The 25,909-nt window shown below is 60.8% G+C and carries 27 protein-coding genes; 12 read left to right on the top strand and 15 right to left on the bottom strand.

Annotated features, from left to right (window positions below; translation table 11 throughout):
• Positions 1 to 7: 7 nt before the first annotated feature.
• Complete coding sequence (locus tag LB556_RS18995) at positions 8 to 670, bottom strand: hypothetical protein (protein ID WP_224569269.1); 663 nt, start codon at positions 668 to 670, stop codon at positions 8 to 10.
• 474 nt (positions 671 to 1,144) lie between these two features.
• On the opposite strand from LB556_RS18995, the gene LB556_RS18990 reads away from it, so the two are divergent.
• The 4 genes from LB556_RS18990 to LB556_RS18975 are packed head-to-tail and all read left to right on the top strand — an operon-like array spanning position 1,145 to position 7,277.
• Complete coding sequence (locus LB556_RS18990; protein ID WP_224569268.1) at positions 1,145 to 1,849, top strand: hypothetical protein; 705 nt, start codon at positions 1,145 to 1,147, stop codon at positions 1,847 to 1,849.
• On the top strand, positions 1,846 to 4,101 hold the full coding sequence (locus LB556_RS18985) for a hypothetical protein (RefSeq protein WP_224569267.1): 2,256 nt from the start codon (positions 1,846 to 1,848) through the stop codon (positions 4,099 to 4,101). Before LB556_RS18990 ends, LB556_RS18985 begins: the two co-directional genes overlap by 4 nt.
• Positions 4,085 to 5,080, top strand: a complete 996-nt coding sequence (locus LB556_RS18980; protein WP_224569266.1) for a TniB family NTP-binding protein — start codon at positions 4,085 to 4,087, stop codon at positions 5,078 to 5,080. The genes LB556_RS18985 and LB556_RS18980 overlap by 17 nt, the downstream gene beginning before the upstream one ends.
• Complete coding sequence (locus LB556_RS18975; RefSeq protein WP_224569265.1) at positions 5,073 to 7,277, top strand: TniQ family protein; 2,205 nt, start codon at positions 5,073 to 5,075, stop codon at positions 7,275 to 7,277. Before LB556_RS18980 ends, LB556_RS18975 begins: the two co-directional genes overlap by 8 nt.
• 130 nt (positions 7,278 to 7,407) lie before the next feature.
• On the opposite strand, the gene LB556_RS18970 is transcribed toward LB556_RS18975, so the two are convergent.
• On the bottom strand, positions 7,408 to 7,605 hold the full coding sequence (locus LB556_RS18970) for a hypothetical protein (protein WP_224569264.1): 198 nt from the start codon (positions 7,603 to 7,605) through the stop codon (positions 7,408 to 7,410).
• Between the two features lie 162 nt (positions 7,606 to 7,767).
• On the opposite strand from LB556_RS18970, the gene LB556_RS18965 reads away from it, so the two are divergent.
• The 3 genes from LB556_RS18965 to LB556_RS18955 all read left to right on the top strand — a co-directional run bounded on the left by LB556_RS18965 (position 7,768) and on the right by LB556_RS18955 (position 8,892).
• Positions 7,768 to 8,220 carry a hypothetical protein gene (locus LB556_RS18965; protein WP_224569263.1) on the top strand — a complete coding sequence of 151 codons (453 nt, stop codon included), beginning with the start codon at positions 7,768 to 7,770 and terminating at the stop codon, positions 8,218 to 8,220.
• A 111-nt stretch (positions 8,221 to 8,331) separates the two neighbouring features.
• Entirely contained in the window at positions 8,332 to 8,538 is a 207-nt protein-coding gene (locus LB556_RS18960; RefSeq protein WP_224569262.1) for a hypothetical protein, read from the top strand.
• A 108-nt stretch (positions 8,539 to 8,646) separates the two neighbouring features.
• Positions 8,647 to 8,892: a DUF982 domain-containing protein gene (locus LB556_RS18955; protein ID WP_224569261.1), complete on the top strand. Its 246-nt coding sequence runs from the start codon at positions 8,647 to 8,649 to the stop codon at positions 8,890 to 8,892.
• Between the two features lie 142 nt (positions 8,893 to 9,034).
• Here the strand turns inward: LB556_RS18955 and LB556_RS18950 are convergent, their stop codons facing one another.
• Together LB556_RS18950 and LB556_RS18945 are read right to left on the bottom strand one after the other, a co-directional pair.
• Positions 9,035 to 10,111: a sensor histidine kinase gene (locus tag LB556_RS18950; protein WP_224569260.1), complete on the bottom strand. Its 1,077-nt coding sequence runs from the start codon at positions 10,109 to 10,111 to the stop codon at positions 9,035 to 9,037.
• A 90-nt stretch (positions 10,112 to 10,201) separates the two neighbouring features.
• Positions 10,202 to 10,444 (bottom strand): hypothetical protein, encoded by a 243-nt coding sequence (locus LB556_RS18945; RefSeq protein WP_224569259.1) that lies wholly within the window; start codon positions 10,442 to 10,444, stop codon positions 10,202 to 10,204.
• Positions 10,445 to 10,706: 262 nt separating this feature from the next.
• Here LB556_RS18945 and LB556_RS18940 point away from each other — a divergent pair, with 262 nt between their 5' ends.
• Entirely contained in the window at positions 10,707 to 10,994 is a 288-nt protein-coding gene (locus tag LB556_RS18940) for a hypothetical protein (protein ID WP_224569258.1), read from the top strand.
• An 80-nt stretch (positions 10,995 to 11,074) separates the two neighbouring features.
• Complete coding sequence (locus LB556_RS18935) at positions 11,075 to 11,260, top strand: hypothetical protein (RefSeq protein ID WP_224569257.1); 186 nt, start codon at positions 11,075 to 11,077, stop codon at positions 11,258 to 11,260.
• Positions 11,261 to 11,358: 98 nt separating this feature from the next.
• Here the strand turns inward: LB556_RS18935 and LB556_RS18930 are convergent, their stop codons facing one another.
• The 6 genes from LB556_RS18930 to LB556_RS18905 form a co-directional block, all read right to left on the bottom strand.
• Positions 11,359 to 13,344, bottom strand: a complete 1,986-nt coding sequence (locus LB556_RS18930; protein ID WP_224569256.1) for an AI-2E family transporter — start codon at positions 13,342 to 13,344, stop codon at positions 11,359 to 11,361.
• Between the two features lie 155 nt (positions 13,345 to 13,499).
• On the bottom strand, positions 13,500 to 14,579 hold the full coding sequence (locus LB556_RS18925; RefSeq protein WP_224569255.1) for a D-alanine--D-alanine ligase family protein: 1,080 nt from the start codon (positions 14,577 to 14,579) through the stop codon (positions 13,500 to 13,502).
• Positions 14,580 to 14,602: 23 nt separating this feature from the next.
• Positions 14,603 to 15,220: a C39 family peptidase gene (locus LB556_RS18920; protein WP_224569254.1), complete on the bottom strand. Its 618-nt coding sequence runs from the start codon at positions 15,218 to 15,220 to the stop codon at positions 14,603 to 14,605.
• Positions 15,221 to 15,431: 211 nt separating this feature from the next.
• Positions 15,432 to 15,860: a VOC family protein gene (locus tag LB556_RS18915; protein ID WP_224569253.1), complete on the bottom strand. Its 429-nt coding sequence runs from the start codon at positions 15,858 to 15,860 to the stop codon at positions 15,432 to 15,434.
• A gap of 268 nt (positions 15,861 to 16,128) precedes the next feature.
• Entirely contained in the window at positions 16,129 to 16,767 is a 639-nt protein-coding gene (locus tag LB556_RS18910; protein WP_224569252.1) for an outer membrane protein, read from the bottom strand.
• 343 nt (positions 16,768 to 17,110) lie between these two features.
• Entirely contained in the window at positions 17,111 to 18,070 is a 960-nt protein-coding gene (locus tag LB556_RS18905) for an AraC family transcriptional regulator (RefSeq protein ID WP_224569251.1), read from the bottom strand.
• Between the two features lie 327 nt (positions 18,071 to 18,397).
• Between LB556_RS18905 and LB556_RS18900 the strand changes: the two genes are divergently transcribed.
• Positions 18,398 to 18,652, top strand: coding sequence for a hypothetical protein (locus LB556_RS18900; protein WP_224569250.1), 255 nt, complete (start codon positions 18,398 to 18,400; stop codon positions 18,650 to 18,652).
• Between the two features lie 72 nt (positions 18,653 to 18,724).
• On the opposite strand, the gene LB556_RS18895 is transcribed toward LB556_RS18900, so the two are convergent.
• Positions 18,725 to 19,894, bottom strand: a complete 1,170-nt coding sequence (locus LB556_RS18895) for a PLP-dependent aminotransferase family protein (RefSeq protein WP_224569416.1) — start codon at positions 19,892 to 19,894, stop codon at positions 18,725 to 18,727.
• A 355-nt stretch (positions 19,895 to 20,249) separates the two neighbouring features.
• Positions 20,250 to 20,741, bottom strand: coding sequence for a hypothetical protein (locus LB556_RS18890; RefSeq protein WP_224569249.1), 492 nt, complete (start codon positions 20,739 to 20,741; stop codon positions 20,250 to 20,252).
• 102 nt (positions 20,742 to 20,843) lie between these two features.
• On the opposite strand from LB556_RS18890, the gene LB556_RS18885 reads away from it, so the two are divergent.
• Entirely contained in the window at positions 20,844 to 21,443 is a 600-nt protein-coding gene (locus tag LB556_RS18885; RefSeq protein ID WP_224569415.1) for a DUF922 domain-containing Zn-dependent protease, read from the top strand.
• A gap of 48 nt (positions 21,444 to 21,491) precedes the next feature.
• On the opposite strand, the gene LB556_RS18880 is transcribed toward LB556_RS18885, so the two are convergent.
• Entirely contained in the window at positions 21,492 to 23,027 is a 1,536-nt protein-coding gene (locus LB556_RS18880; protein ID WP_224569248.1) for an acid phosphatase, read from the bottom strand.
• A gap of 196 nt (positions 23,028 to 23,223) precedes the next feature.
• On the opposite strand from LB556_RS18880, the gene LB556_RS18875 reads away from it, so the two are divergent.
• Positions 23,224 to 24,483, top strand: a complete 1,260-nt coding sequence (locus tag LB556_RS18875) for a cytochrome-c peroxidase (RefSeq protein WP_224569247.1) — start codon at positions 23,224 to 23,226, stop codon at positions 24,481 to 24,483.
• A 224-nt stretch (positions 24,484 to 24,707) separates the two neighbouring features.
• Here the strand turns inward: LB556_RS18875 and LB556_RS18870 are convergent, their stop codons facing one another.
• Together LB556_RS18870 and LB556_RS18865 are read right to left on the bottom strand one after the other, a co-directional pair.
• Positions 24,708 to 25,412 (bottom strand): SDR family oxidoreductase, encoded by a 705-nt coding sequence (locus LB556_RS18870; protein WP_224569246.1) that lies wholly within the window; start codon positions 25,410 to 25,412, stop codon positions 24,708 to 24,710.
• Positions 25,413 to 25,619: 207 nt separating this feature from the next.
• Positions 25,620 to 25,898, bottom strand: a complete 279-nt coding sequence (locus LB556_RS18865; protein ID WP_224569245.1) for a hypothetical protein — start codon at positions 25,896 to 25,898, stop codon at positions 25,620 to 25,622.
• Between the last annotated feature and the right edge of the window lie 11 nt (positions 25,899 to 25,909).

Raw genomic sequence — 25,909 nt, 5'->3', positions numbered from 1 at the left:
GTTGAAATTACTGCAGCGTCGGCAAGCCGATCATCGATGCCAAGTCGTGTGGCTCGTATTCGCGTCGCCTGGGCAAGCGGATCACCATCTGCGCGAGGAAGCAGCCTGCCCGCTCCGCGAGCCGTTTCCCAGCGGCATCGAGGTCCAGGACGGTGCCCATAATCTGCCCGTCGTCCAACATCCGTTTCTTTAGTTTAACCGCAAGGTTTTCCGGCTTTATAACCGCGATTTTCCCGGTTGGTTCTTTAAAGGCGCGGCGTAGAATTGCCTCGTCGCTTCCCAGATTTGATGAAACCGTACGAAACATCCCTGTCTCACATTCTTTGACGACGTGTGTGAGCGACGCCGACCGCCGCAACGCATGATAGAGGATGCTGTGGGAAACCTTCCCGGCGATGTTCGCTGCGTGAAGAAGTGGAATGTCGAGCGCCAACATATCGCGGATAGCGCAGAGTCTGGCGACATCGGCGGACCAGGGCCGCATTTTGCCTTTTGGCATGACCCGGATCCCCGATTTCGCCCAATCGTTCAGCGTGTTCGAGTCGATTTCGGTTAGGTCAGAGAGACGATCTCGACCGATAGTATGCTCACCGAATTGAATGAACCTTCCATCTTCATAAGGGATTTCGTTGGGAGCCATGGGCGGGCCCAAGGAAACATAATATTGCATGAACTCCTCGCTGGACTCGAAAATCGCGAGGTTCCCATTCTTCAAGATTGCGTATGCATTCATTAGTACGGCCCTTTTCAGTCGCGTTGGTTGCAGGTGTCAGTTTGTGGCGGTCTCGCGCAGCGTAAGTGGGCGAAGAGATCCCTGCACGAAGGCAAGCTGCCGAACGTCCATCGCAACAAACTATTTCTATGAGAGTTGGTCATCATTCAATTCATCCCGTCTCGTTGGGCTGACTACTACCGCATTTGCATGAGTAGTCAAGTATAAATTTCGTTAACGATACCGATACTTGGTTAATCTGTTGATAGCTGTGGAATACATCGCTTGTCCAGAATTTCTTTACATCGACTTCATAAAATTGAACTGGAAGAAATCATTTGACAGTGCTGAGATAACGACTTTACTCGGCACGAAAGTTTGTCGGGATCAAACAATCCCGCTCGGAGACGGCAAACAACCAAGGAGAGTTGAGTGCAGCCGCGATCGTCGATCACGCCCCAATATTTCGGGCTTAGCGAGGCCCCATCCCGAATGCGCCAGCCTCTTAGGTTCAGCCGGCGCGGATTGATCGTGGGGATGTCCTGCGCATCAAAGCTGTTGGGTTCTAGGCAGCACGGATCGCTGCTGGAGCGCGATCTTCATACCCTGCTGGAAGCCGACCCTTCATTTGAGAGTTTCGCACTAGAGGCGCACTCATTGATTTATTTCGCTCCAGCTGAGCATGGCAGCCTACAGCGCCGTACCTACACGCCCGACGTCGTTGCTCGCACGACCTCAGGTGCCATCGTGGTGCTTGAGGCTAAGGCTGCCGCTCTGAGGGCGAAACCCAATTGGGTCGAAAGGGAGCACCTTATCCGCGATGCCTATTGGTGCGATCACGGTGTGCGTTTCTGTGTATTAACCGAGCTCGATATCCGTAAGGAGCCACGCCTTTCGAACTGCAAGATCATTGTAAGCCGCGCGCGCGGAGCAGATGAATCCGATCTGTCACTCCGTTTATTGGACGCAATCAGCACCGGCCCTCGAACACTCGCAGCATTGTACGGGATGGTGCTCGCGCCAAAGGCGTCCATTTTCGCCACGATCATGGCGCTGGTTTACCGCGGCAATATCCAGTTCGATCTGGCGCAGCAACTGAGCGAAGGATCTATCTTCTCTGAGACGGTTTCACGATGAGCGAGAGAATGGAGACCCTCAGAATGGAATCTGGGGTCCATGCGCTGGATGGCGCGCGCGCTTTCGAAATCCCGCTGTTCTCAGAGATCAAGATCCATGACCGCCGATATTTCGTCCAGCAGCGCCTGGGCGATCAGTGGGTTTTCGTTGACCGACAGAACGCACGACCCACGTTGCTGTCAGACACCGAGATAGGCAGTCTAATGTCGTCGGGCCATCTGGTCGTCGAACGGATGCCAGCAGGTGCCAAGTCGAAGCCAGTTCCCCAGTCGCCACTATTGACGAGCGAAACGAGCCACGGTGAGAACGTAAGAAAGCATGCCTATGTGGAGGAGTGCCGCAAGCTTGGCAACCATCTCCGGCGGTCGCGATCGATACTTAAGCCCGTCATCGCAGAACTGGCGTCTCGACGTGGCGAGAAACCGCCAGGATTCACGACGGTTCTCTCGTGGCTTGACGAAGCGGAGCAATTTGGACGGCAGTTTGGCACCGCGGCCTATTCCGATCGCCACCATCTCAAAGGGCGACGAGGACCGCAGCTGCCGAATTGGCAGGAAGATGCCATCCAACGCGGAATAGAGTTGTGGCTCTCAGTCAGCCGCATAACCCAGGCCACGGCTTACGCAAAAGTTCGCGAAGCCATTCGCCAATTTGATGAAACGATCGGGACATCGCTCGACAAGAGCACCCTTCCTTCGAAGCTTCTTGCGTCAGATGGTAGTTTGGTACCGCCCTCCGAAAGGACCTTTCAGCGTAGATGCGCTCAGGTTGATAGGCAGACCCGCGACCACTATAGACGCGGCCCGCATTTTGCTGCCAACAACAATCGGACCTACTCCACGCGTCCTCGGCCCGCGAGACCCTATGAGGACGTTGAGGTCGACCACTGCACTCTTGACGTGATCGTCGTTGACGGGGAGCGCGGCTGCATTTTCGGCCGTCCTGACTTGGTCGTGTTTCGGGACCGGGCAACGGCGATGATCGCCGGTTTTTCCATCGGCTTCGAAGCGCCAAGCTACGCTTCATTCCTCGAGGGGTTGCGACATGCAACCTATCCGAAGTCATCGGACCGTCTGCCAGGAGTATCCAGCAATTGGCCCTGCTACGGGCGGATCGAGAACCTCTGGGTCGACAACGCCTTCCATTTCATCGGCAATAACATCGAAGAAGCCGGGCGAGAGCTTGGGATTAACATCGAGCGACTGCCGCGACGGTCCCCCTGGATGAAAGGATCTTTGGAGAGGTTCTTCAGGTCAATGGGGGTGGCCGTTTTACACCTCCTGCCCGGAACCACGTTGGAGAACGTTCTGGCGCGACGAGACTACGAGAATCTTGGCAATGCGACTCTGACACTTCCTGAAATCGAAGCCGTTATTACCAAATGGATCTGTGACGATTACCACCAGAGCATCACGAAAGGCCTGGGGGTCATCCGTGGTCACGGCGACATCCCGTCGAAAGTCTGGAGTGACCTTGCGTCGAGATGCCCTGCGGCCTTACCGCCGAACCAGGATCTATTTACATCGCTAGCGGGAGACGCAGACTTCAGGACGATACAGCGCGATGGCATTGTTTGGGACTACATCAAATATGAGGGCCCGGAACTATCTGCGATTCTGACGGACACGCGACATGGCGTGAGGCGAGAAGGGCGAGCCTCAACCAAATACAAGGTGGTGCGCGATCCCTATCGACTGGCGGAGATTAGCTTAATCAATCACCACGCCGGTGAGGTTATTCGAGTGCCCGCGACAGCTGCGCATCTGGAATATGCAGCAAGCATAACACTGCACCAACACCGCGTGATTCTAGCTCGGGCGACCGAGCAGATGCGCGGAAACATCGACATCAAGGCATTGGTGCGCGTTCGGGCCGAGCTGGCTGGCTTGGTGACACGACTCTTGGGCAAACGTCCAAAGACGGTCCAGAAAAAGCTGGCGCGCTTCCTGCAGAAGGAAGCGGCCTACCGTTTGGCAAGTCGAGTCGTGGCCGTCCCTGACACCGGTGGATCAGACTTTCTCGGATCAGATCTACCGTTCCTGGAATCCTCTGGATCGCCATCTTCGCAGTCCTCTCAGCCGACAGTCCCGGCGGCAGAACAGAACCGTCGAGGAATCGAAGCGGCGGGGATCGATCCGGCATTCGTCAGTTTCGGCGCTGCCACGAAGTCCCGGCCTCCCGACGACATGGACGATCTCGAAGAGTTCAAGAAACGTAAAGCGTGGAGCGTAGCAGATGGGCGAAACGTCTGACCGGCTGAGAGCCGCACAACTGCCCGCTGCCGAGCGGCAGGCGATCCTCAAGAGGCTCATCATCAATCATGACCGTCTCGCCGAGGGAATGGACGCTCTATCTCGATTTCACATGCCGGTCAAAGGCGGCGTCCACGACACGGGATGCGTGTCCGCGATAGTGGGAGATAGCAGGACCGGAAAATCCTTTGCGGCCTCCGCATATGCTCGGCGCTTCCCGCCTGTACCCGGCGATAAGGGAATGATCTTGCCAGTGCTTTTGGTTGAAACTGCACCGACCGGGGGCCTAAGACCCGTGCTCGAGAACCTCTCCAACGCCTTGGGAATGCTACACTCCCAGCGCATGAATAACGCCTTGCTGACGAACAATATCCTGGAGGGGCTCAGATATCACGATGTTCAACTCTTGATCTTTGACGAGTTCCAAGACGTTTGCGACAGCAGGAATGTCCGGCTGGCCGTCGACGTAAAACGTTTGCTACGCAAAATTCTCAATCTGGATGCCTTAAACATCGTTTGCATTGGTTTGCCAGAGACTTATGAGATCCTCGCCAATGACAAGCAACTTGTTGGGCGGGGCGGACTGCAGCATGCCCACCTTCATCCTTACACATGGGACAGCCAGGAGGAACGGATGTCGTTTCGGCTCCTATGCGAAAAGTTCGATGAGGGCATGCCTTTCCAAGAGAAGTCAGGCCTCGGATCAGCATCCGTCGCACAGCGTCTTCATTGGATCTCCGACGGGATTATCGGCAAGCTGAAGAACTTTTTATTCCAAGCCGGATGTTTGGCCATCAATGACGGCTGCGAGCACGTGACATCTGAACATTTTGCGATGGCTTACAGCGCCATCAAGCCACCGAAAACGACCTTCAATCCGTTCGTCCATGATTGGAGTCAGATACCTGCTGAGAATAGTGAAATTCCACTCTCATCTGCGCAACGAGCGCTTTCCAAACGGAGCGTTTCGCATGCTTGATCGCGTCGGTTCAGGAATACGGGTGCCGGCTGTCAGCCGCTGGGGTATTGAACCTCTCGTTGATGAACCGGCACATGGCTTCTTTTTGAGATTGGCGGCGCTTAACGGCCAGCTATCAATCCGACCCTTTGCTATGGCTCTAGGACTCAATGGACGGAACATAAAGCCTCAGGAAATGCTGAGCTTCTGTGAGGAGCTCCCCATTCTCGGGCTCGACATGCTCCGCAATTCAACCCCGCACTTAACTGAGACAGTCGTCTTTATGCGTGGCCAAAGGCTTAGATTTCGGCGCGATTGGTCGATCACTCATCGGAGGTATTGTCCGGAGTGCATCAAGGAGTCATCCCATCACCGATTTTGGTTCGATCTTGTCGTTTCACGTTACTGCCCTGTTCACGGCAGCGAATTGCGCACCGACAAGAACGGCATGATCTGGGCATGGGGGCGTTCCGGACCGTCCCTAGAAGACAGCGAGAAGCTTATTGCAAGCTCGGCCGGAGCATTCAGCCGATACCTTGGTGGCCGGGTCGGCGTGTGTGAGCCTTCCAATGTTCTGAAAGTTGATAGTCTCGAACTCGATGATGCAATCTACCTCTGCATCGTAATTGGAAATATTTTGCTACACGGTTGGCGAAATGCGCTGCCGAAGTGCGGTTGGCTCGAAGCAAAGCAGAACGCAGTTGAGCGCGGCTTCGAGTTCCTGGCCGCCGGAGGATCAATCGAGGACCTGTGCGAACATTACCTTCGTTCAACGCCATACCTGGTGTCAGGCAGGTTCACCTGTACCGATACTCCGAAAGTTCTCGGTTGGCTCTATTCGGCAAAGACTAACAAAATACACGAGCAAGGCATTGCATCGGTGCGGAACTGCATCGACCGCCTTGTCGTCGAGTACGGAGCGTGCAGGCGCTTGCGCCGCAAATTTCCTCCTTCTCAAATTGAACACGACACAGCTGCGGCAGCAGCCCAGCTCGGTTTGACCCGCGCGGAAGTGCTCAAGATTGCATCGTGGGACCCCGACAAGAAGCCTTCCTCGACTGACCTCATACCGCATGACGTCTCGGTCGATGCGGTTGCTCGGAAGGCAAGACTTTTGTGCGCGCCGAAGGAGGCGGCGAGCATCTTAGGAGTCACGCCGAAGCAGCTAGGTCTTCTCTACAAATCAGGCGTGGTCAACTCTGTGTTCGCCGCTACACCCAGTTCAAGATCTTGGTATGAGCGAGAGGTACTGGAAAAGGTCGTATCCCGCGCCCTTTCTAGGCATACGGGCACACCGGATCTTGGCGGAGGCCTGACGCTGGATCAATTTCGGGCAAAGGCCCTATGTTCGTACCCAGATGCGGTGAAATTGGTGCTTGATGACAAGGTGACTGTGAGTGAGTTGTCGCAAGAAGGGTGCGGCCTCGCCAAGTTGCGTCTTGTGCCGCCACCGGCAGCGCGGATGGGCGGCCGAACGGCCAGATTTATCGTCAGACGGAAACTCGCGCCGCCAGGATACCTAACGATGGCAAAGGCTGCGTCACTCATGTCGGTATCGCCACATGTCGTAGCAAAACTTGCAGGCATTGGCGCGCTCGAACACCGTGTCACTAACAAACGAATTTCATCTGTAACTCAGACTTCTGTCGAGGCTTTCGCAAGACACCACGTGACCGCCCAAGCCGTCGCGCTACAACTTGGCTACGCCACGGCGACAGCAGTCCGAAACTTGCGTGACTTGGGAGTTCCCATCCAATTTGACGTCAGAAAAGTTGGGGCCTGCTTCGTCAAACGGCGCGATGTAGAAGCCGCTATTGGGGAGCCTCTTCAACAGGGCAGCGTCTTCTTCCAAGGCTTGCAGAGGGCCATACTCCGTTCAGAGTTCGCACATCACCTGGAATGGATTCCGGGCAATTCCCACGCGTTCCTTGCTGGAATGGGCGGCAAGGTTCGATTGATTGTAGAACTTTGGCCCGATAACGACACGGTACGATTGGTGCTTCCGTTCAAAGGAGCACGCCGGCAACGCGTTTTAGGGAGCAGGATTACAGAGCTTGTCGGCGTTTGGTCACACGCTCGCGTCACAACATTGCAAGACGGCGATGCGGCACTTGCGGAGGAATATCGGTTACCTCACACGGCCGGTTTCGACTCCTCCGTCTTCGCATGGATGGAATCCCGCGTGTTATTAATTAGAACGGTATTAGGCCGCGGCTGAGCCGCGACAGCGCTTTCCTTGACTTCTGGCCGAAATGTTGATAGGTATTTATTCCTAACTCAACACGGAGCAGAAGATGCACCTTGAACCGGCACCATTCGAGCGAAATCTCGATCACTTGAAATCTCATCTAGTATCCCTCGACCCGTCTCGCCTCCTCGGGATCACGCGACTGACGCGCAACAAAATCGAGTCCGCTCGGATTCGACATGCGGAATTGGTCGAGCAGCTTCATGCTCTCGAAAAAGATCATGCTGCGGCGGACAATGCACATCTGCAGCATCACTTCATGCAGTATATTGAAGTTCTGCGCCCGCAGATCAAACACGCCTTCGACACCATCTCGCCATACGTTTTTCGATAGCGGGTGGCCTGTTCGAACCGCACTGCATGCGAGTCCAGACTTCTGTGGCGGCAAATCGGCGGAGTCCAGCTAAGTTTGGCAATGACGGTCCAAATAAGGTGGCGCGAATAGCTGTAGGACCATATTTTGCAAGAAGGTATGGTCCAACCTTCTTCGCCGCCCGACAAAGCGGCCTCGATGCCCTGCGAGCATGCAATCGGTTTGGACATCGCGGGGATGGCGCGCGGTCCTGCCATCGGCATGAAACCTTGCGGCCTGTTGCACGTTCATTGTGTCGGCCAGGAGGAGAAAGCCATGGATCCGGCAACCGCGACGGTAATGGTCATGCTCTCATGTAACGTATCGCTCTGTCGGCCCGTGGACTCGCATCCTGTCGTCTATTCATCGACGGAGGAATGCCAGGCCGCCCTTGAAGCCAGACTGGCACCGTGGCCGAACGGCGAAATGGTCGGCCGATGCAAGAAGGTCGACCAGGTTGGCTCGATTGCGCCGCAGGGATATGCGGTGGTCAAAGTCACGCGCGGGAGCGGCGACGACGGGGTCACCACCAACTATTTCGTTCCGAGAGCCAACAACTAAAAGCCCGGAAGGAGCCTCGGACATCGACGGGCTTTCTCCTGACCCGGCTTCCTGAAACCATTTCAGGGACCCCGCGTTAACGACCGGCATGGCCAGACAAAGGAGACACCCATGACCGTCAATTGCCGCATATCCATCGACAACCGGCCGGACGCCACCAACGCCACCTTCCAGGCGGTGCCGCGCATCGGAGAAAGCGTTTCGCTGTCGGTCGACGGCAGTCCACAGGATCTGCGGGTCTCGCGTGTCGTGCATATTCCCAATGGCGGACTGGAAGGTGCCGCGATCATCGTCGAGGTGACGACCAACATCCTCTAGACATTGGTTCGCCGGCAGCTCCCGGAGAGTTCACGCCACAGTGATCGGCGGCGATGAAACCCTGCGGGACCGAACGCGTTCCACGCCTGCAACATGGTTCAAGGTCCAATGCAAACCGCGTGGTTCTCCAAGCCCGTCGTGGTCTCGGTCGGTGTCACCGGCGCCACCCGCAATCTGTCCAACACGCAGCAGGCCATCGAATTGCTGACGACGCATTGGCGCGATGCCGGCAGCCTGAAACATCAGTCCGCGCTGCGCGCCTGCCGCAGGGCGGCGAACGGCGACGTACCCTCCAATATCGCCAGGGAGGCTTTCGTCGAGGCCGCGCGCGAGGCGCATATCCTGGTTGAATAAGCACCGCCGGAAGCCGAGCGGACTGTGGCGACCGGATTCGATTTCTTGAGCTATTCCAGGAAAAGTGCGTAGCGGTTTTCCGTCCGGAATTGCGCGAAAACAAAGAGTTAGAGCGGTTCAGCGATTCAAACGCTGAACCACTCTAGATGCCAAAGCCCGGTGAGTTGTCGTCGGCCTCGGTGCCGGTCTGGGCCACGATGATGGATGCCAAGGGCGCGCTCAACTGCCATTTGAGATGGCCGGGCGATCGCTCCAGAATGGCGGAGCCGCCCAGCGACTGCGGCGCCACACGCTGTAGCACGACGGTGCCGAACCCCTTGCGGGTGGTCGCGTCACGCCGGTCGTCGGGATGCGGCGTCGATGTCTCCTCCCAGGTCAACTGGAATCCACGTTCGCCCGCGGCGCCTGGATTCTCCGCCTTGGAGCCGATTGTCCAGTTGATCTTCACCCGGCCGCCTTCGCGGCCCAGCGCGCCATATTTGGACGAGTTCGTGCCCAGTTCATGAAAGGCCATGCCGAGGTTCTGCACCGCATTCGACTGCAGCGTCAGGACCGGGCCGGAGAGCAGGATCTGTTCCTCGCGGCCGAAGGGCTTGAGATGTTCCTGGATCAGGTCGAACAGGCTCGCCCCCGCCCATTCCGAAGTGACGAGCAGATCGTGCGACCGCGACAACGCCATGATGCGGGAGCGGATCAACTCCTCGAACTCGCCTGGACCGTTCGAGCGCTTGCTGGTCTCCCTGACCATCGACAGGATGACCGCGAACTGGTTCTTCACGCGATGGTTGACCTCCCGCATCAGCAGCCTGATGCGACGCTCGCTCTCCTTGGCGACGGAGATATCGCGGGCGATCTTCGAGGCCCCGATGATCTCTCCATCGCTGTTCTTGATCGGCGAAATCGTCAGCGAGACGGAAATCAGCATTCCATCCCTGCGCTTGCGCGTCGTCTCGTAACTCGCCACCCGGTCACCGCTGCGAATCTTGCTGATGATCTCGATCTCCTCGTTCTTGAGGTGATCGGGAATGAGCATGAGGACGGATTGGCCGATCGCCTCCTCGGCGGTGTAGCCGAACATGCGTTCCGCCGCATGGTTCCAGCTTTGGATGATGCTGTTCAGGTCCTTGCTGATGATCGCGTCGAAGGAGGAATCGACAATTGCCGCGAGCCGGGCGTCGGCGCTCGGCCCCTGTCTGTCGCTGCCACTGATTTCGTTCATCGCCACTTGCACTTGCATTTCCCCAGTCAGATAAGGCGCGAACGGATCAAGGCAATCACCGGCGCAGGGCCGGATAGGCTTTACCGCGTTTTACTCCGCCTGTTCGGGCGGCGTCTTGCCATCGCCGTTGGGCATGAGCACGCCGAACTCCTGCGACTTCGCGCCCAATTCCGCCGTCAGGAAGCCGTCGGAGGCAAGGCCGCGGCGTAGCAATTCGCGCACTGCCGCCGAGCGGCTGGGCATGCGCTTGTCGAAACGCCAGTTTTCCAGCGCCGCCAGCTCATCCTGGGTCAACATGATCTGCAGTCGTTCCGGGCGTTCCAGTTCGGCCATGTGCGCCTCCTGCGCAAGATCCGGCAAGTTAGCAGCTCCCTCACTCCACTTACAGTTAGGGAGTTCCCCATCTTGCGTCAAGCAAGGACAGTTGGGGAATCCAGTGCCTTACCAATGATCACTATCGAACGCAGGCTGCGCGTTCGTGTAATTATCATAACTATCTGATTTTATTCAGATATTTTTAATTTGTTACTTGCCACGCACCGGCATCGGGCGCATCGTGCCGACTTGAGGAAACCAACTCGCTCAGGAGGTTTCGATGCGATACGAGTACTCCACAAAGCTGCGTGAGGATGTCTATTCCACCGTTCGCGCAACGTTCAAGACCGCGGGCATCGTCAACGTGACGATGGTGGCGGAAAGGATCAGGGTCAGGAACCTGGTGGAGAATGTCGCCCTCGAGGACATTGAGCATCTGGTCCTGCAGGCCGCTCAACTGCTTGGCGCGGCAATCGAATTCGACGCTTTGGGCAACGGATCGGCTTCGCCTGGATCCGGGTTCGTCGAGAACGGCGATGACCTCCATCAGCCAGGCTCGATGCAATAGCCAAAACCCCAGGCGGCGGCTGCCATGGAACAAGTCCGGTCTTCGCAGATTACTGCATCGCCCCGATAGAGGAGGATGTCGTGAAGACGTTGCGCAGCCTGCTTGCCGAACTGTCTTCCAACTGGCTCCAGCACCGCAAGGCGCAAAAACCATTTGCTGGAAATCCAGTCAAACCCGTTTCCCGCGTCGCCCACCAGCCCGCGAGGGTGCGGCCGGCACACAAGCCGAAACCGCCATCCTCCCGCGATGTCGCTTCAAATATGTGAACGACCGAATTGATCCGTTTTATGATCGCGTGCTCTCACTCTTTGTTTTAACGCAATTCCGGACGGAAAACCGCTACGCACTTTTCCTGGAATTGCTCTTAGCTCGCGGCTGCCGAGACCTTCCGGGGTGTGGCCCGCGGTCGTCGCATCCGTCGTTTGGCGACGAGCTTGAGGGCGATCGGCGGCTCGTGCGACAGTGCGCCCACAACCGCATCCACCATGCCATGCGCCACGAAATCCGCGTTGATGTCATGAGCGAGTTTTGCGGCCGCTTCCTTGTCTTCATTGGCGCTTTGCGACCAGAATACGATTCCCACCCTCAACGCCGCCTTCGCCCGTTTCAACCGGCGGACCAGAAACCGTGCGTGCTTGACGGAATCCCGGTTCAGGAAGCCGACCACGACTGTATCGACCTTTTCGAGTTCGAGGCGGCGGATGTTCGCGAGTTCCAGGTCGGCGAAGCCCGCCTTCGACACCGTCGCACCCTGGATTTCCAGCACCTGTGCCAGCATGGCGGCGGCGGCATCGTCCAGTTCACCACGCCCACCGGCGCAAAGCACCGACAGGTCCGTGCCGTCAGGCAGTTCGGGCTCGTCTTCGCCGGAAGCATCCTTGTCCTCGTGCCCCTCTTCGGCCGCCGGCGGGTCATCCTCTTCGTCTGCTTCTTCTTGCGCGCTGTCGTCGAGGTTTGCCACCATCACCAGGGCACTCTCGGCCACCTGACGCCTTTGCAGGTCGCCCATGACATCACGCGCACGGTCCTGCTCGCCCAGCAGGAGTGCGGGAATGGCCACCTTGTCATAGAACTCGACCAGATATTTCTCTTCCAGCATCTCCTCGGCGTGGTCGGTGGCTTCGTCAGGGTCGCCGGCCAGCAGACGTTGGTAGAGGCGGGCATGGGGTTCGAGCACGGGCTCGTTGCCAAAAAGGACATCGAGGAACTCAAACTGCGGCACGTGCCTGCCCAGCACGACCAGGCACACGGTGAGCGGCGTTGACAGAACAAGCCCAAGCGGCCCCCAGAGCCACGTCCAGAAAATGGCCGCGACAATGATCGCCAGCGACGAGAGCCCGGTTCGCGAACCATAAAGCCAGGGTTCGACGACATTGCCGGTGATCAGTTCCATCACCACGAACAGGGCCGCTGTCCACAGCACGAGCGACCAGCCAGGCGCCACGGCCAGCGCCAGGAACAGCGGCAGCAGCATGCCGATCGCCGGACCGATATAGGGAACGAACCGCAGGGCAAGTGCCAGCAGTCCCCAAAGCAAAGCATTCGGAATTCCGAGGATCCAGAGCCCGAACGCAATCGGTATCGCGTACAATATGTTGACGACCAATTGCATCAGCAGGTACCGGCCAACACGCTTGCCGGCGTCTTGAAGCGCCTCGGTGGTGCGGTGAAGGTCGCCATAACCAACCAGGCGGATAAAGCGATCGCGCAAATCCTCCCGCTCCAGCAGCATGAAGATGACGACGACGATGACCAGCCCTGCCGATCCGAGCGGGCTGATCAGCGGCCCGACTATGTTCTGCAAGACCTCCAACGGCTTTTCGCGCGAGACGATCTCGACCGGCACCGGCTCACGCGGCGGCTTTTCCGGGGCGGCGGCGGGCGCCGACGTGTCCTGCCTGTCGATCTCCTGGCCGACACGTTCGACCACCTTGCTCAACCTGGCAATGACCCCCCCTCCAACCCCGGTCTCCTTGAGCGAGCGGATCTTGGTCAGGATGTTGGTCTGATAGACGGGAATGTTCTGCGCCAGTTCGCTGACCTGCGTGATGACAATGAAGCTGAACAGGGCAAGTGCTGCGAAAGCCCCCACCACGCTTACGATGACGGCGGCAATCCGGGGAATACCGGCCCGTTTTAGGCTCGACACGAGAGGGGCGAGCGCGAATGTCAGCAACAGCGCGATCGCTATCGGCAGGAAAACCTCACGCCCGAAATACAGCGCCGCCACCGTCGTGACGATGGTGGCTACGTTGGGCAATGACGTTCGAGGATGCGAGGCGGCGGGCGAAAGAATATCCTCCAGTCCATGCGCGGGCGACGTCATTCCATTTCGACGATTGGCCGCCATTCCATGTCTCCCCTGCCAGCCCCATGATCGGGCATATAGAGCCGGCCGCAACATTAGCCAGCGACGAAATAGACGCCATCAAAAGGGTAGACTATCCGGCGCGGCGACCGCGCTGCAGGGGCGCACCGGCATTCCGACAGGCCGCCCTGCCCGGATCAGCGCGCGCCATGCCTCGCCAGCGCGTGCTCGATCAGCGCGTCGATGACCTCCGCGTAGCCGATGCCGATCGCCGCCAGCGCCTTGGCATACATCGAGATGTCGGTGAAGCCGGGCAGCGTGTTGACCTCGTTGACCAGCAGGGAGCCGTCGGCGCGCAGGAAGAAGTCGACGCGCGCCATGGCCTCGCAGCCGAGCGCCTTGAAGGCTTGCGCCGCCATTTCCCTCGCCCTGCCGGCGACGGCGGCTGGCACGTCGGCGGGCACGTTGACCACAGCGCCGTCGGCATCGAGATACTTGGCCTCATAGGTGTAGAAGCCATGCTTGCCGGCGGGGATGATCTCGCCGGGCACCGATACCGTGAGCGAGCCGTCGGCTCGTTGCAACACCGAGCACTCGATCTCGCGGCCTTCGACGAACTCCTCGATCAGCACCTTGCCATCATAGCGGAAAGCCGTTTCGACAGCCCCTTCGAAGCCATCCCGGTCATTGACCTTGCTCACCCCGAAGGACGAGCCCTGGCGCGCCGGCTTGGCGAAGAAAGGCAGCCCAAGCGCCCCGGCGATCTCCTGGAAAGAACCGACATTGTCTCGGTGGACGGTGACCGAACGGGCTACGGCAAGGCCTCCCTCGCGCAGCAGCCGTTTGGCGACGTCCTTGTCCATGGCGACGGCCGAAGCAAGGATGCCGCAGCCGACATAGGCGACATCGGCAACCTCGGCATAGCCCTGCACCGAGCCGTCCTCGCCGAATGGGCCATGCAGCACGGGAAAGACGACATCGACCGGCGGCGGGTCAGCCCGCGTTCCGCCCTGCGACGCTGAGACCAGCCGGCCCTTGCCGCCGGGCAGCAGGGCGACCTCCACGCCTTCCTCCGACACCGGGGCCCCCGCTCCCTCTCCGACGGCCTCGGACGACGGCTGCAGCAGCCACTTGCCGCCCCGGGAAATCGCGATCGGCACCACCTCATAGCGCGTCCGGTCGATCGCCTTCAGCACATTGGTAGCCGACAGCCGCGACACCTCGTGCTCGGCCGAGCGACCGCCATAAAGGATGGCAACCCTGATCTTTCCGGTCATCGAAATCCCTCAACTGTCGAAAATCAAATGGCGACGGCAATGCCGCGATTGGCGAAGAAACGATCGAAATCGGCTGGCGCCAACTCTGCGTTTGCCTGTGTGGCGCTGGTATGGCCGGATGGGTTGTGAAAGCGGAAACCCTGATGCGACGCCTCCGTCACCAGCACCAGATGGCCCCCCTTCGACGGCGGCTCGCGCTCCGGCCAGCGGATCGAACTGCTGACCGAAGCGATGAAGAAGCGCGACCGGGCGAGAATCGCCGGAATGTCGGTTGCCGCGACATTGGTCATCACCTCGGCTTCGAGGCCGAATTCCTGCTTCACGAAGGTGACGAAGGGCGCGTAGATCAGGCCCCTGATCGAGCCTTCATCGACGACATAGCCGCCATATCCGGTGCACCGTCTTGCCAGCTCGATGGTCGGCACGATCTGGCCACGCGTCGCCAGGATCATCTTGAGACACGCCATGCCGCAGACATTGCCGGCCCAGGCCGCGTATTCGTCGAGCGTGCCGGCGCCTGATCCCTGCCACAGCGGATCCCGCCGCAACGCGGCCTCGGCGCCATCGGCGAGCACCGCCAGCGTCATGTCTGGAGTTTCCCACTGGCTGAAAAACGGCACGGTTTCAGTCGGGGGCTTCATGCGGACTCCTTGGGCGGCCCAATCCCAATCTCGTATAGAGGATACGAAGAAGGAATAGCAGGCGCTGGGAGACTGTTTCGAAATTCGCACTGGCGAGCCATATAGCGGTGGTTTCGAGAACCGGCGCGCAGCAGACATTTGGGGTCCGCGAGCACCGGAAGCTCAGAAACGCCGCCAGACGGTCGCCAGAGTAGAATTTCCAAACAGTCTCTCAGAACGTGATCTTCACCGAAGCCACGCTCCGGTTGGCCTGGCCATGGTGGACAGCCTCGATGTTGTTGCCGTCCGGGTCGAGCAGGAAGGCGGCGTAATAGCCGGGATGATAGGGCCGCTCGCCCGGCGCTCCATTGTCCTTTCCGCCGCCGGCGAGCCCCGCCTCGTGAAAGGCGTCGACCATGGCGCGATCCCTGGCCTGGAAGGCCAGATGGTGGCGCCCGGTCAGCTTTCCCAGCGCGGCCCGGCTGTCGGCGCTGGAGACGAACAGCTCGTCGGCCCAGAAATAATCCTCGCCGATGCCGCCGATCGGCACATCGAGCGCCTGGAACACCGCCTCGTAGAAACGCCGGCTGGCGGCGAGGTCCCTCACCACCAGCTGGATATGATCGATGAGCCGGCCGCGATGCAGTTCCTGGATTTCCATGAAGACACCTCCTCGCAAGGCTCCGAATTTAAATTCGGACCGGGCGTCGTCAATACGCGCGGCGGTGTCAACTGACATGCCTTGCCCGACTCCGCCGGATCTCTGGCAAGTTGGCCCGGCTGGCAAATTTCCGGACAGTGTCCGCCGCGCAGCGCCAGCCGTCTCACTTCGTGTTGATCACCGAGGCGGGCCAGTAAGTGTCCATGGTGGCGCGTTTCAGGCACGAGCAAACCCCGGCGCGAGGGCGTGATCTGCTCGGTTCGATGGGTCAGAACTTGTAGCTGAGCCCGACCCGGACATCGTGCGTCTGCAGATCGACGCTCGTTGCCGTGCCAACCCCCTCTGCTAGCGAGAGTTCCTTGCTGCCGAAATCGGAGTAGCGATATTCGGCCCGCGCGATCCATCTGTCGGTAAAGGCGTGCTCGATGCCCGCTCCAACCGTCCAGCCAGTATGGGTCTCGTCGTGGATCAATATGTCGCCGCTGGGGGTGCCGCTGATTACGGTCGCTTCATATTTGGCCGCGGCCACGCCTGCCGTGATGAAAGGCAACGTGCGATCGAAAGCATAGCCTGCCCGCAGCCGCGCCGAACCCGACCACTTGATTTCGCTCTTCATCAACGCGCTGCCGCCGAAGTTCGTCAGTCCATCGACACTGTTGTACGCAATGTCGGCTTCGGCGCCGAGCACAAACCGGTTCGCCATTTCCTGATTGAAACCGATATGGATGCCGCCGATAAATCCATCCGGATCGAGGGAGCTGTTAAGGTCGGTGGCTCCGCCGATGCCGCCGCCGGCTATGAAAAGATTGGACTTTCCGGCCACATAACCGACGTCGGCGCCGGCATAAAGGCCGGACCAGTCATAGCCGGCAGGCGAGGTTTCACTGATGTCGGCGGCGCATGCCATGCCGACCGGCGCAAGTAGGATGGTGGTGAGAAGAATCGTTTTCACTGTTTGCTACCTCAATGATGTTGCGTCCCCCGGCCGTGGAAATGCTCCACGGCGTCCCGGGTGTCGTCGAGGTTTTGCATTGTTCGCGGGCCGCGTCTTGGGCAGACCCGCATTGGAATTGTCGTGGAGAGCGCTGCGGCACTCGGCCGATCAGTGTGGCCGTTCGGCATCAGTCGATCGGTTCGAAGACCTATCCGACGCGCTTTGGGTTCTTGTCTTGGGTGTCGCGCTTCCGTCCGGAACTGCGTGAAAACAGGGGGTTGGAGCGGGCCAGCGAGTCAATGAACGCTGAATCGCTCTATCTGGCGCAGCTCGGCGTCGAGCCGAAGCGGCGGCGGAAGCAGCGGTTGAAATAGGAGACGTCGGAAAAACCGCTCAACAGCGCGATCTCGCTGACCCGCATGCGGTCGTTGCGCCGGTCCCGCAGCATGCGATGGGCTCTCTGCAAGCGGAGCTCAAGAACATGTTCGGCGAAGCTGGAGCCCGTTTCCTGCAGCAGGTCATGGACATAGCGCGCGGAAAGCCGCAATTGCTGGGCGATGTGCTGGGCCGAGATGGCGGGGTCGGCGAAGTTGTCCCGCATCTTCTGCAGGATGGCTTGCAGCCTCGCCGCGCGCAGCCCGCGCACCCCCGCCAGCTCGGCGATTTCGCCCTTGGCGCCTGTCGCCAGCCCGATCAGGTCGACGATCGTCTCGGTGGCATGGGCGACAAGGTCGGGCGAGAGCAATGCCGGTCCCGTTTCCAGGAAGCCGCAATAGCGCTTGAGCATGTCGAGCGCTTCATTGTCGGCGCCGATGGTCAGCGCCAGGCGATCCTCGACATGGGCGAAGGCATTTTCCAGGATTTCGCGGGGCACCACGACATTGGTCCAGACATTGCGGTCGCCGCCGGTCATTTCAAGCGCTTCCGACGCCGACACCAGGGCGCCTTCGCCCCTGCCGATGCTGTAGTCGCGGCTGGCCTGGACGCCGTTCAGATTGGTGCCGCCGTCATTGACCAGCAGCAGATAGCCGTCACGGCCGTCATCGGCGATGTTGCGCGTCTTTCGGCTGGCATGCCTGATCGTCCCGGCCATACGCCCGAGCACCAGCGGCCCGATGGCGGTGGCTTCGATATCCGCTTGGAAAGGCAGGTTGCCGGAGATGGCGTATTCGACAGACCATATCTCCGCGACATGGATGTCTTGCCACAGTGTGAAGCGCGCGCGGTCGTCGAGATGCGGCGGCAGGTCGACCGATGAGAAGACATTCTTTTTCAACGAGCAACCGGCCTTTCCCGCGCACGCGTCTTCCCTGAAGCCGCACCGTATTGGACCGATTTGCCTCTTGTCCAGACCCGGCGCTGGCCATGCCCTGCAGGACAATTTCAGTGCCGCCCAGGTCAAGAATCCTGTCGCATTGCCGGCCCGGCTTCCGGATTTTCCAAAATACCGGGAAAACGCAGCGGCAGGGGAATCAGCCGCGACACGGGCAGCAGGGCGTCGACGCGGGGCGCGTGCACAAGCTGACAACCGGCGACAATTTTCGAGACCCGACGGAACTTTCCGGCTGACGGCAAGTTTCGTGGCGCGGCGGAGGGATTTCGATTGGATTGTTTTCAGAAGCTTGAAGCCCTGGTCGACGGGGCCGATGCCGGCGGCATCGAGGAAGCGGATGCATTGCTGCGCCGGTTCAAGGACAGGTCCGAAAGGACGACGCGGGCCATCGACGAGTTCATGCTGGATCTCAAGACGTTGGTCTTCGTCGTCGAAGCCGGCGAAGAAGGTTTCCAAAAGCCAGTCCGCAAGCTTGCCCGCGCCAGGCTTGCGAAGCTCAAGCACCTGGTGAACGTGCCGGCCTAGAGCCGGATGATTTCAGGTCGAGTCGACCTGAATCTGAATCCGTCTCCAAATCAAAGAGATAGGGCTGCGCGCCTAACCTTTGAGCAGCGCCGCCAGCCGCGGAATGCCCTCGCTCACCGCGCGACGGTCGGCAAGCGTGAACGACAGCCGCAGCGTGTTGCGGCCGGTGCCGTCGGCATAAAAGGCATTGCCGGGCACGAAAGCGACGCGCGCCTCCTTCACCGACCGTGCCAGGAGTTCCGTGGCATCGGTTCCTTCAGGCAGGGTCACCCAGACGAACATGCCGCCTTCCGGGCGGCTCCAGCTTACGCCGTCAGGCATATTGGCTTCCAGCGCGCCAAGCAGGCCGTCGCGGCGCTCGCGATAGGCGCCGATGAGTTTTTCCACCTGTGCGTCGAAGATGGATTCGGCGACGCGATGCATCACCATCTGGTTGACCGATGGGCTGTGCAGGTCCGAGGCCTGCTTCATCAGCACCAGTTTCTCGACCACGTGACGTGGCGCGCAGACCCAGCCGACACGCATGCCGGGCGACAGGATTTTCGAGAACGAACCGCAATAGAGCGTGCGCGCCTTGTCGATGCCGCCGGACCTGATGCAGTCGAGCGCCAGGATCGGCGGCTCGCCCTCGCCGTCATAGCGCAGCGCCCGGTAGGCGGCGTCCTCGATGACGGCGATGTCGAGTTCGCCGGCGAGATCGAGCACCGCCTCGCGCTGCTTTCGGTCCAGCGTGTTGCCGGTCGGGTTGGCGAAGTCGGGCACCAGATAGGCGAACTTCACCCGTCCGCCGTTCGCCCCAGCCGCCGCGCGGTAAGCTTCGGGCGTCATGTTGCCTCCCTCGGGCCGCAGCCGGTCGTAGCGCGGCTCGTAGGCGTTGAAGGCCTGCAGCGCGCCGAGATAGGTCGGCCACGTCACCAGCGCGGTATCGCCCGGCGACAGGAAGAGCTTGCCGAGATAATCCAGCGCCTGCTGCGAGCCGGATGTGATGAAGATGTTGGCCTCGTCGCAGGCAATGCCGAGCTTGCCCATTTGCCCGGCGAGCCAGCGCCGCAGCGGCGGATAGCCTTCCGAAACCTGGTACTGCAAGGCCGCCCCCGCCTCAGCGCCGCCGAGCACATCGGCATAGGCATCGCGGATGGCATCGGCCGGGAACAGCGCCGGGTCCGGAATGCCGCCGGCGAAGGAGATGATGTCGGGCTGGTCGAGCAGTTTCAAAAGCTCGCGGATTTCCGAAGCTTTCATGCGCGACGAGCGCGAAGCCAAGAGGTTCAAAAGGGTCACGGCACGCCTCCCCGGACGTTCTGGATATAGGTCAACTTGGCTGACCTATATGCGCTTAGCCCGCGAATTGAATAGGGCCTGGAACCCTTCCGCTATACGCCAGTAGCCGCCAGGCCGGAACCGGCGACAGCACGGGCCACGGCAATTGCGGGAGGGCGCTGGTTTGCGGGATCTATGGCCGGCGAAGTTCGAAGGTTAGCCTGAGAGATCCACGCTTCGTCATCCTAGGGCGAAGCAGGAGCGCAGCTCCGTCGCGGAGACCCTAGGATGACGACAACATGGATCCTCAGCCAGAGCCGCCGTACAGCACCAACACTCAATCCGCATCAGCCGCGGGCTTGGCCTTGCCGCACTGCGCCAGCACCTTGCTGATGGCCCCGCTCGAGCCTTTCAGCGGAAAACTGACAACGCCATATCTGGCCGCGCTGACCGACACATCGCCTTTGCCGCGCAGCAGGTCGAGCAGCGGATCGGCTTTCGCCAGATCGGCCACGAAATAATTGTACATGGCTTCGAGCTGCAGCGTCTTCGTTACTGTCTTGCCGTCGGCCTTGAAGTCGAACGAACCGCTGATGCCAGGTTCCAGTTGCTGGCCGCTGGTACCCAAATCGTAGCTCAGAACCGGATTGTCGAAACAGGTCAGCATCAGCTGCGCGTCGCCTTTCGGCCCGCCGCAGACGGAAGCCGTCAGCACGCTGCCGCCCTCGTCTTCTTCCATCTTCGCGCTCCAGCCGCAGGAAGCGGCAAAAGCCGGTTGCGCGCCGAGCAATGCCGCCAAGCCACCGACGGCGACGAGATATCCTCTCATGACTTCCCTCCGACATTTGCAGCACCCGCCGGCAGCATATAGGAAAAGCCGTTGAATGGCGTTGCCTGTATGGCAGGGCCGCGCGCCTCGGAGAGAGCAGTGTTGAGAGCCTGTGTCCGCCTGTGTCTTCCGGCCGCCGCCCTGGTGGCCTTGCCGCTCGCGGCGCATGCCGAGTGGAAGCCTGTCGAGAAGGTCGAGACCTACGCCATTTCAGGCCAGTCCGGGATCGAGCTCTACCGGTCAATTGGCGAGAACGGGCCGAATGTCGGCATTACCCGCGCCATCGCCCACACCAATTTCAAGCTGACCTGGGGGGTCAGGGACTATAAGCCCAGCGGCAAGGCCTGCGTGCTGACGGCGGCGCAGCCGAAACTGATCATCACCTACACCTTGCCAAGCCCCTCGGCGCCGCTGCCGCCAGCCGTCCAGAAGAGCTGGGAGGTGTTCCTCGCCGGCGTCAGTGCCCATGAGAAGGTCCATGGCGCCAGTATGATAAAAATGGTTCATGACATCGAAGCCGCGACAGACGGCCTGACCGTTCCAGACGATCCCAAATGCAGCAAGACCAGGGCCGAGGTGGTCCGCCGGCTCGACGCGATCTCCAAGGCGCGGGTGCAGGCAAGCCGCGATTTCGACCGCGTCGAACTCGGCCAGGGCGGCAATCTGCAGAAACTCATTCTCGCGCTTGTGAATGGCGGCTGAGAGGCCACCGCGCGCTGCGGCGCGGCGGCATCAGCGTTCGCCCGCTCCCTATCGGCTCAGATCGAGCGCGGCTGAGAGATCGCCCATCGGCGGCTGGTCGTTGTTGCGCAGGGCCTTGTCGCGGGCGACGATGCCCGGCAGCACCGGCAGATCGTAGCGCGCGATGATGAAGCGCAGGATCGAGGTCGTGTCGTATTGCGTGTGGTCGACCGTGCCCATCTTGGCATAGGGCGAGATGATGAAGGCCGGGATGCGGTTGCCCGGTCCCCAGCGGTCGGCCTTGGGCGGCGCGACGTGATCCCAGAAGCCGCCATTCTCGTCATAGGTGACGACGACCAGCATGTGGCTCCATTGCGGGCTTTTCTCCAGATGCGAAACGACGTCGGCCAGATGCTGGTCGCCGCTCGCCACGTCGGCATAACCGCCATGCTCGTTGAGATTGCCCTGCGGTTTGTAGAAGGTGACGGCCGGCAGCTTGCCGTCGTCTATGTCCTTGATGAAGGCGGCGCCATCCATGCCGCCATCGCGCAAATGCTCGGCGCGCGCGGCTGTGCCGGGCGCATAGGCGGCGAAATAATTGTAGGGCTGGTGGTGGAACTGGAAGTTCGGCACCGGCGTCGCGTTCTTGCCGTCGAGCGTTGCCTGCCAGGCTCCGGCGTACCAGGCCCAGCCGATACCCTTCAGCGACAGGAGGTCGCCGATGGTGATGTCGTGCTGCGGCGGCAGCGTGCTCGCCGCCGACGGATCGGCGAACTTCGGGTCGCCGCCCTCGGCCGGCTTGTTGTGGCTCGGCTGGTAGGGTGGCTGCATGGTGTTGACGGCGTAGAAGTCGGGCGTGATGGCGCCGTCATTGACGAATTTCGGCACGCCGTCGAGCGCCGAGGCCGGCGAATTGTCGGCCACCTTCAGCGTCACGCCGTCGGGCTCGACGACGGCGATCTGGTCCTTCACCGGGCTGGTGTCGGCATTGGGATAGAACGGCGCGCAGGCGCAGGCGAGCTGGAAATGGTTGAGGAACGAGCCGCCGAAGGCGCCCTGGAAGAAATTGTCGGCCAGAACGTATTTCTTCGCCACCGCCCACATCGGCAGGCCGGAGCCGTCATAATGGCCCATGACGAGGCCGCCGGAATCGGCCCAGGCGACGAACTTGTCGTTCCTGCCGCCGTCGATCTGCATCTGCTCCTCGTAGAAGCGGTGCCAGAGGTCGCGGGTTATCACGCTGGTCTTCTCGTTGAAGCCGTTGGGATCGTCGATGGCAAAGCTGGCATTGGCCAGATGCGCCGACTGCGCCTCGGTCACCGGCGGCGTCACCCCCTTGGCGGTCAGGCCGCCCCAGGCCGGCGGCAGTTCGGCGAGCGGCTTGCCGTCGCGGTCGAGCTGGCGCGTCTGGTCGGCCGTGACATTGGCGAGACCGTTGGCGCCGGGGAAGCCGCCATAGAGATTGTCGAAACTGCGGTTTTCGGCATAGACGACGACGACGGTGTCGATCTTGTCGTAGCCGAGGGGTGCCGCGTTCGCGGCAGCGACGGGAACCAGGGCCGAACCGGCCAGACAGAAGGAAGTGAGGAGCTTGAGCCTCGTCATGGGAAGACCTCGTGGCTTGACTGTGGCTATGGGGCTATGGCGCGGGGAACCATGGGGGCAGCTAACGTAGATGCCTTGTCACCTTTGTGACATCCGCCGCCCATGCGAACACGCTTTCGTGAGCGCCGGGGCCGGTCATCAATCCGTAGCACTGCATTCTTATTTCCAGGCCGACCATGTCCCATACAATCAGACGATGAAGAAGCCGACGAGACGATGGAAAAGCCGGGCGATCGCGATTGCCGCGATCTCGACATTTGGCTTTGCCGCGCCCGCGAACACGGCGGGGCCGGCTGGCGTCCATCCCGGCCCGCTGACGCGCGCGCAGGCGTTCGCGCGCGCCGAGGCCCTGACGGCGCTTGGCCGAAAGATGTTTTCCGACCCCGCTTTGTCGGCATCGGGCAAGCAGGCCTGCTCGTCCTGCCATGATCCGCGCCATGCCTTCGGCCCGGCCTCGGCATCTCCGGTCGAGATGGGCGGGCCGCATCTCGATCTGCCTGGCGTGCGCGCGGTGCCGTCGTTGCGCTATCTCCAGGCGGCACCCGCTTTCACCGAGCACTTCCACGATTCCGAGGACGAAGGCGACGAGAGCGTCGACAACGGCCCGACCGGCGGCCTGACCTGGGACGGGCGCGTCGACCATGGCAAGGACCAGGCGAGAATCCCCCTGCTCTCGCCCTTCGAGATGGCCAACAAGGACGGCGGGGCGGTCGTCGCCGCCTTGCGCAAGACGCTCTATGCCGATGACTTCAAGGCGGTGTTCGGGCCGGATGTCTTCGACCGTCCGGGCGACGCCTTCGACGCCGCCGCCGAGGCGCTCGGCACGTTCGAGCAGAGCGCCGCCGATTTCTATCCCTATTCCAGCCGCTACGACGCCTTCCTCGCCGGCAAGGCGACGCTGTCGGCGCGGGAGTTGCACGGCCGCGAACTGTTCGAGGACGAGACGAAGGGCAATTGCGCCTCCTGTCATCTCAGCGAACCCGCCAATGACGGCGAGCCGCCACAATTCACCGATTTCGGCCTGATCGCCATCGCCGTGCCGCGCAACCCGGCCATTCCGGCCAACGCCGACCCCGCCTATGCCGATCTCGGTCTGTGCGGCCCGCAACGCACCGACTTTCGCGGCCGCGCCGATTATTGCGGCCTGTTCAAGACACCGACGCTGCGCAACGTCGCGCTGCGCGAGAGCTTCTTCCACAACGGATATTTTCACACGCTGCGCGACGCCGTCGCCTTCTACGCCAGCCGCGACACCGACCCCGGCCGCTGGTATCCGAGGAACGCCGACGGCACCGTCAACAAATATGACGATCTGCCAAAGGCTTACTGGGGAAACCTCAACACCGATCCACCCTTCGACGGCAAAAAGCCCGGCGGCAAGCCGGCGCTGACCGACCCCGAGATTGACGATATCGTGGCGTTTCTGCGGACCCTGACGGATGCGGATCAGCGGTGACGCCTTTTGCCTTCTCCCCTTGTGGGGTCCGAAGGACGGGGCGAGACCTGTGGCTCGCCCCCGGGCGGTAGATCGGCGCGCAGCGGCGAGACGGATGAGGGGTGTTGGAAGAAATGAGGCTATGGTGATTTCAGAGGTGTCACCAAGCTGGAACACCCCTCGTCCGTCGCCTTCGGCGACACCTTCTACCACAAGGGGAGAAGGGGAAGCCCTACCGTCCAACCTCACAGCGCCCTGATAACGCCCCCGTCCACGCGGATATTCTGTCCAGTAATATAACCCGCCCCTTCCGATGCCAGGAAGGCGATCGTGGCGGCGATTTCCTCGCTCGTCCCGTAGCGCTGCATCGGCACGTTGTCGCGGCGCTCCTCGGTGGCGGGCAGGCTGTCGATCCAGCCGGGCAGCACATTGTTCATGCGCACATTGTCGGCCGCATAGGTGTTGGCGAAGATCTTGGCGTAGGCGGCAAGGCCGGCGCGGAACACGGCCGAGGTCGGGAACATCGCGTTCGGCTCGGCCACCCAGGCCGTCGAGATGTTGATGATGGCGCCGCCCTTCTGCTTGACCATCAGCGGCGCCACGATGCGCACCGGCCGGATGACGTTCATCAGGTAGACGTCCATGCCGGTGTGCCATTGCTCGTCGGTGATTTCGAGGATCGGCGCGCGCGGGCCGTGGCCGCCGCTGTTGACCAGCACGTCGATGCGGCCGTAGCGCTCCAGCGTCAGGTCGACGAGGCGCTGCAGGTCGTCGTTCGACTGGTTGGAGCCGGTAACGCCGAGCCCGCCCAACTCCTTGGCCAGCGCCTCGCCCTTGCCGGACGAAGACAGGATGGCGACCTTGAACCCGTCCGCCGCCAGCCGCTTGGCCGCTGCCGCCCCCATGCCGCTGCCGCCGGCCACGACGACGGCTGTCTTTTCTGAATTCATTGGGTTTTCCTCATCGGGTTGGCGGGCACCGGAATTGCCGCTTCGGCGCCGGTATAGCCGGTTTTTGCGGCCAGTTCGAACCGGAAAGACTGAATTCAGCCTGCAGAAAAACTCAACACAATCCGGCATCCTTCCGCCTGCCAGGCGCGGTCAAGGCGACAGAGAAATGGACCCAGGATCGGCAACATCGGCGTCGAAGCCGGATAGTCATCGCCGGTCCCTGTACGTGTCCAGAAGCAAGGCGAGACGACGTGCCGCCGCACTCTCGAGGATCAGTTCTTCGAGATCGAAGTCGGTAAGCTTGGTTTCGACCAGCTTCCGAACGGCCTCGATTGCTTGAGAGAGCGAGATCGGTGCGAGCTTGGCCTGATCGTCCAGGTAACGGCCGATCTCGATGACTGCGTCCGCATCGACATTCCTTGGCAACTCTCGCATGACCATCCCCGTCGCTTTGCCAACGAAATGATAGCCTGAATCCGTCGCCATTATTAGTCCGG

The sequence above is a fragment of the Mesorhizobium sp. ES1-4 genome, from assembly GCF_020164745.1.
Classification (GTDB): domain Bacteria; phylum Pseudomonadota; class Alphaproteobacteria; order Rhizobiales; family Rhizobiaceae; genus Mesorhizobium.
Note: the sequence above shows the minus strand (reverse complement) of the source record. Positions and strands in the feature narration are given on the sequence as shown.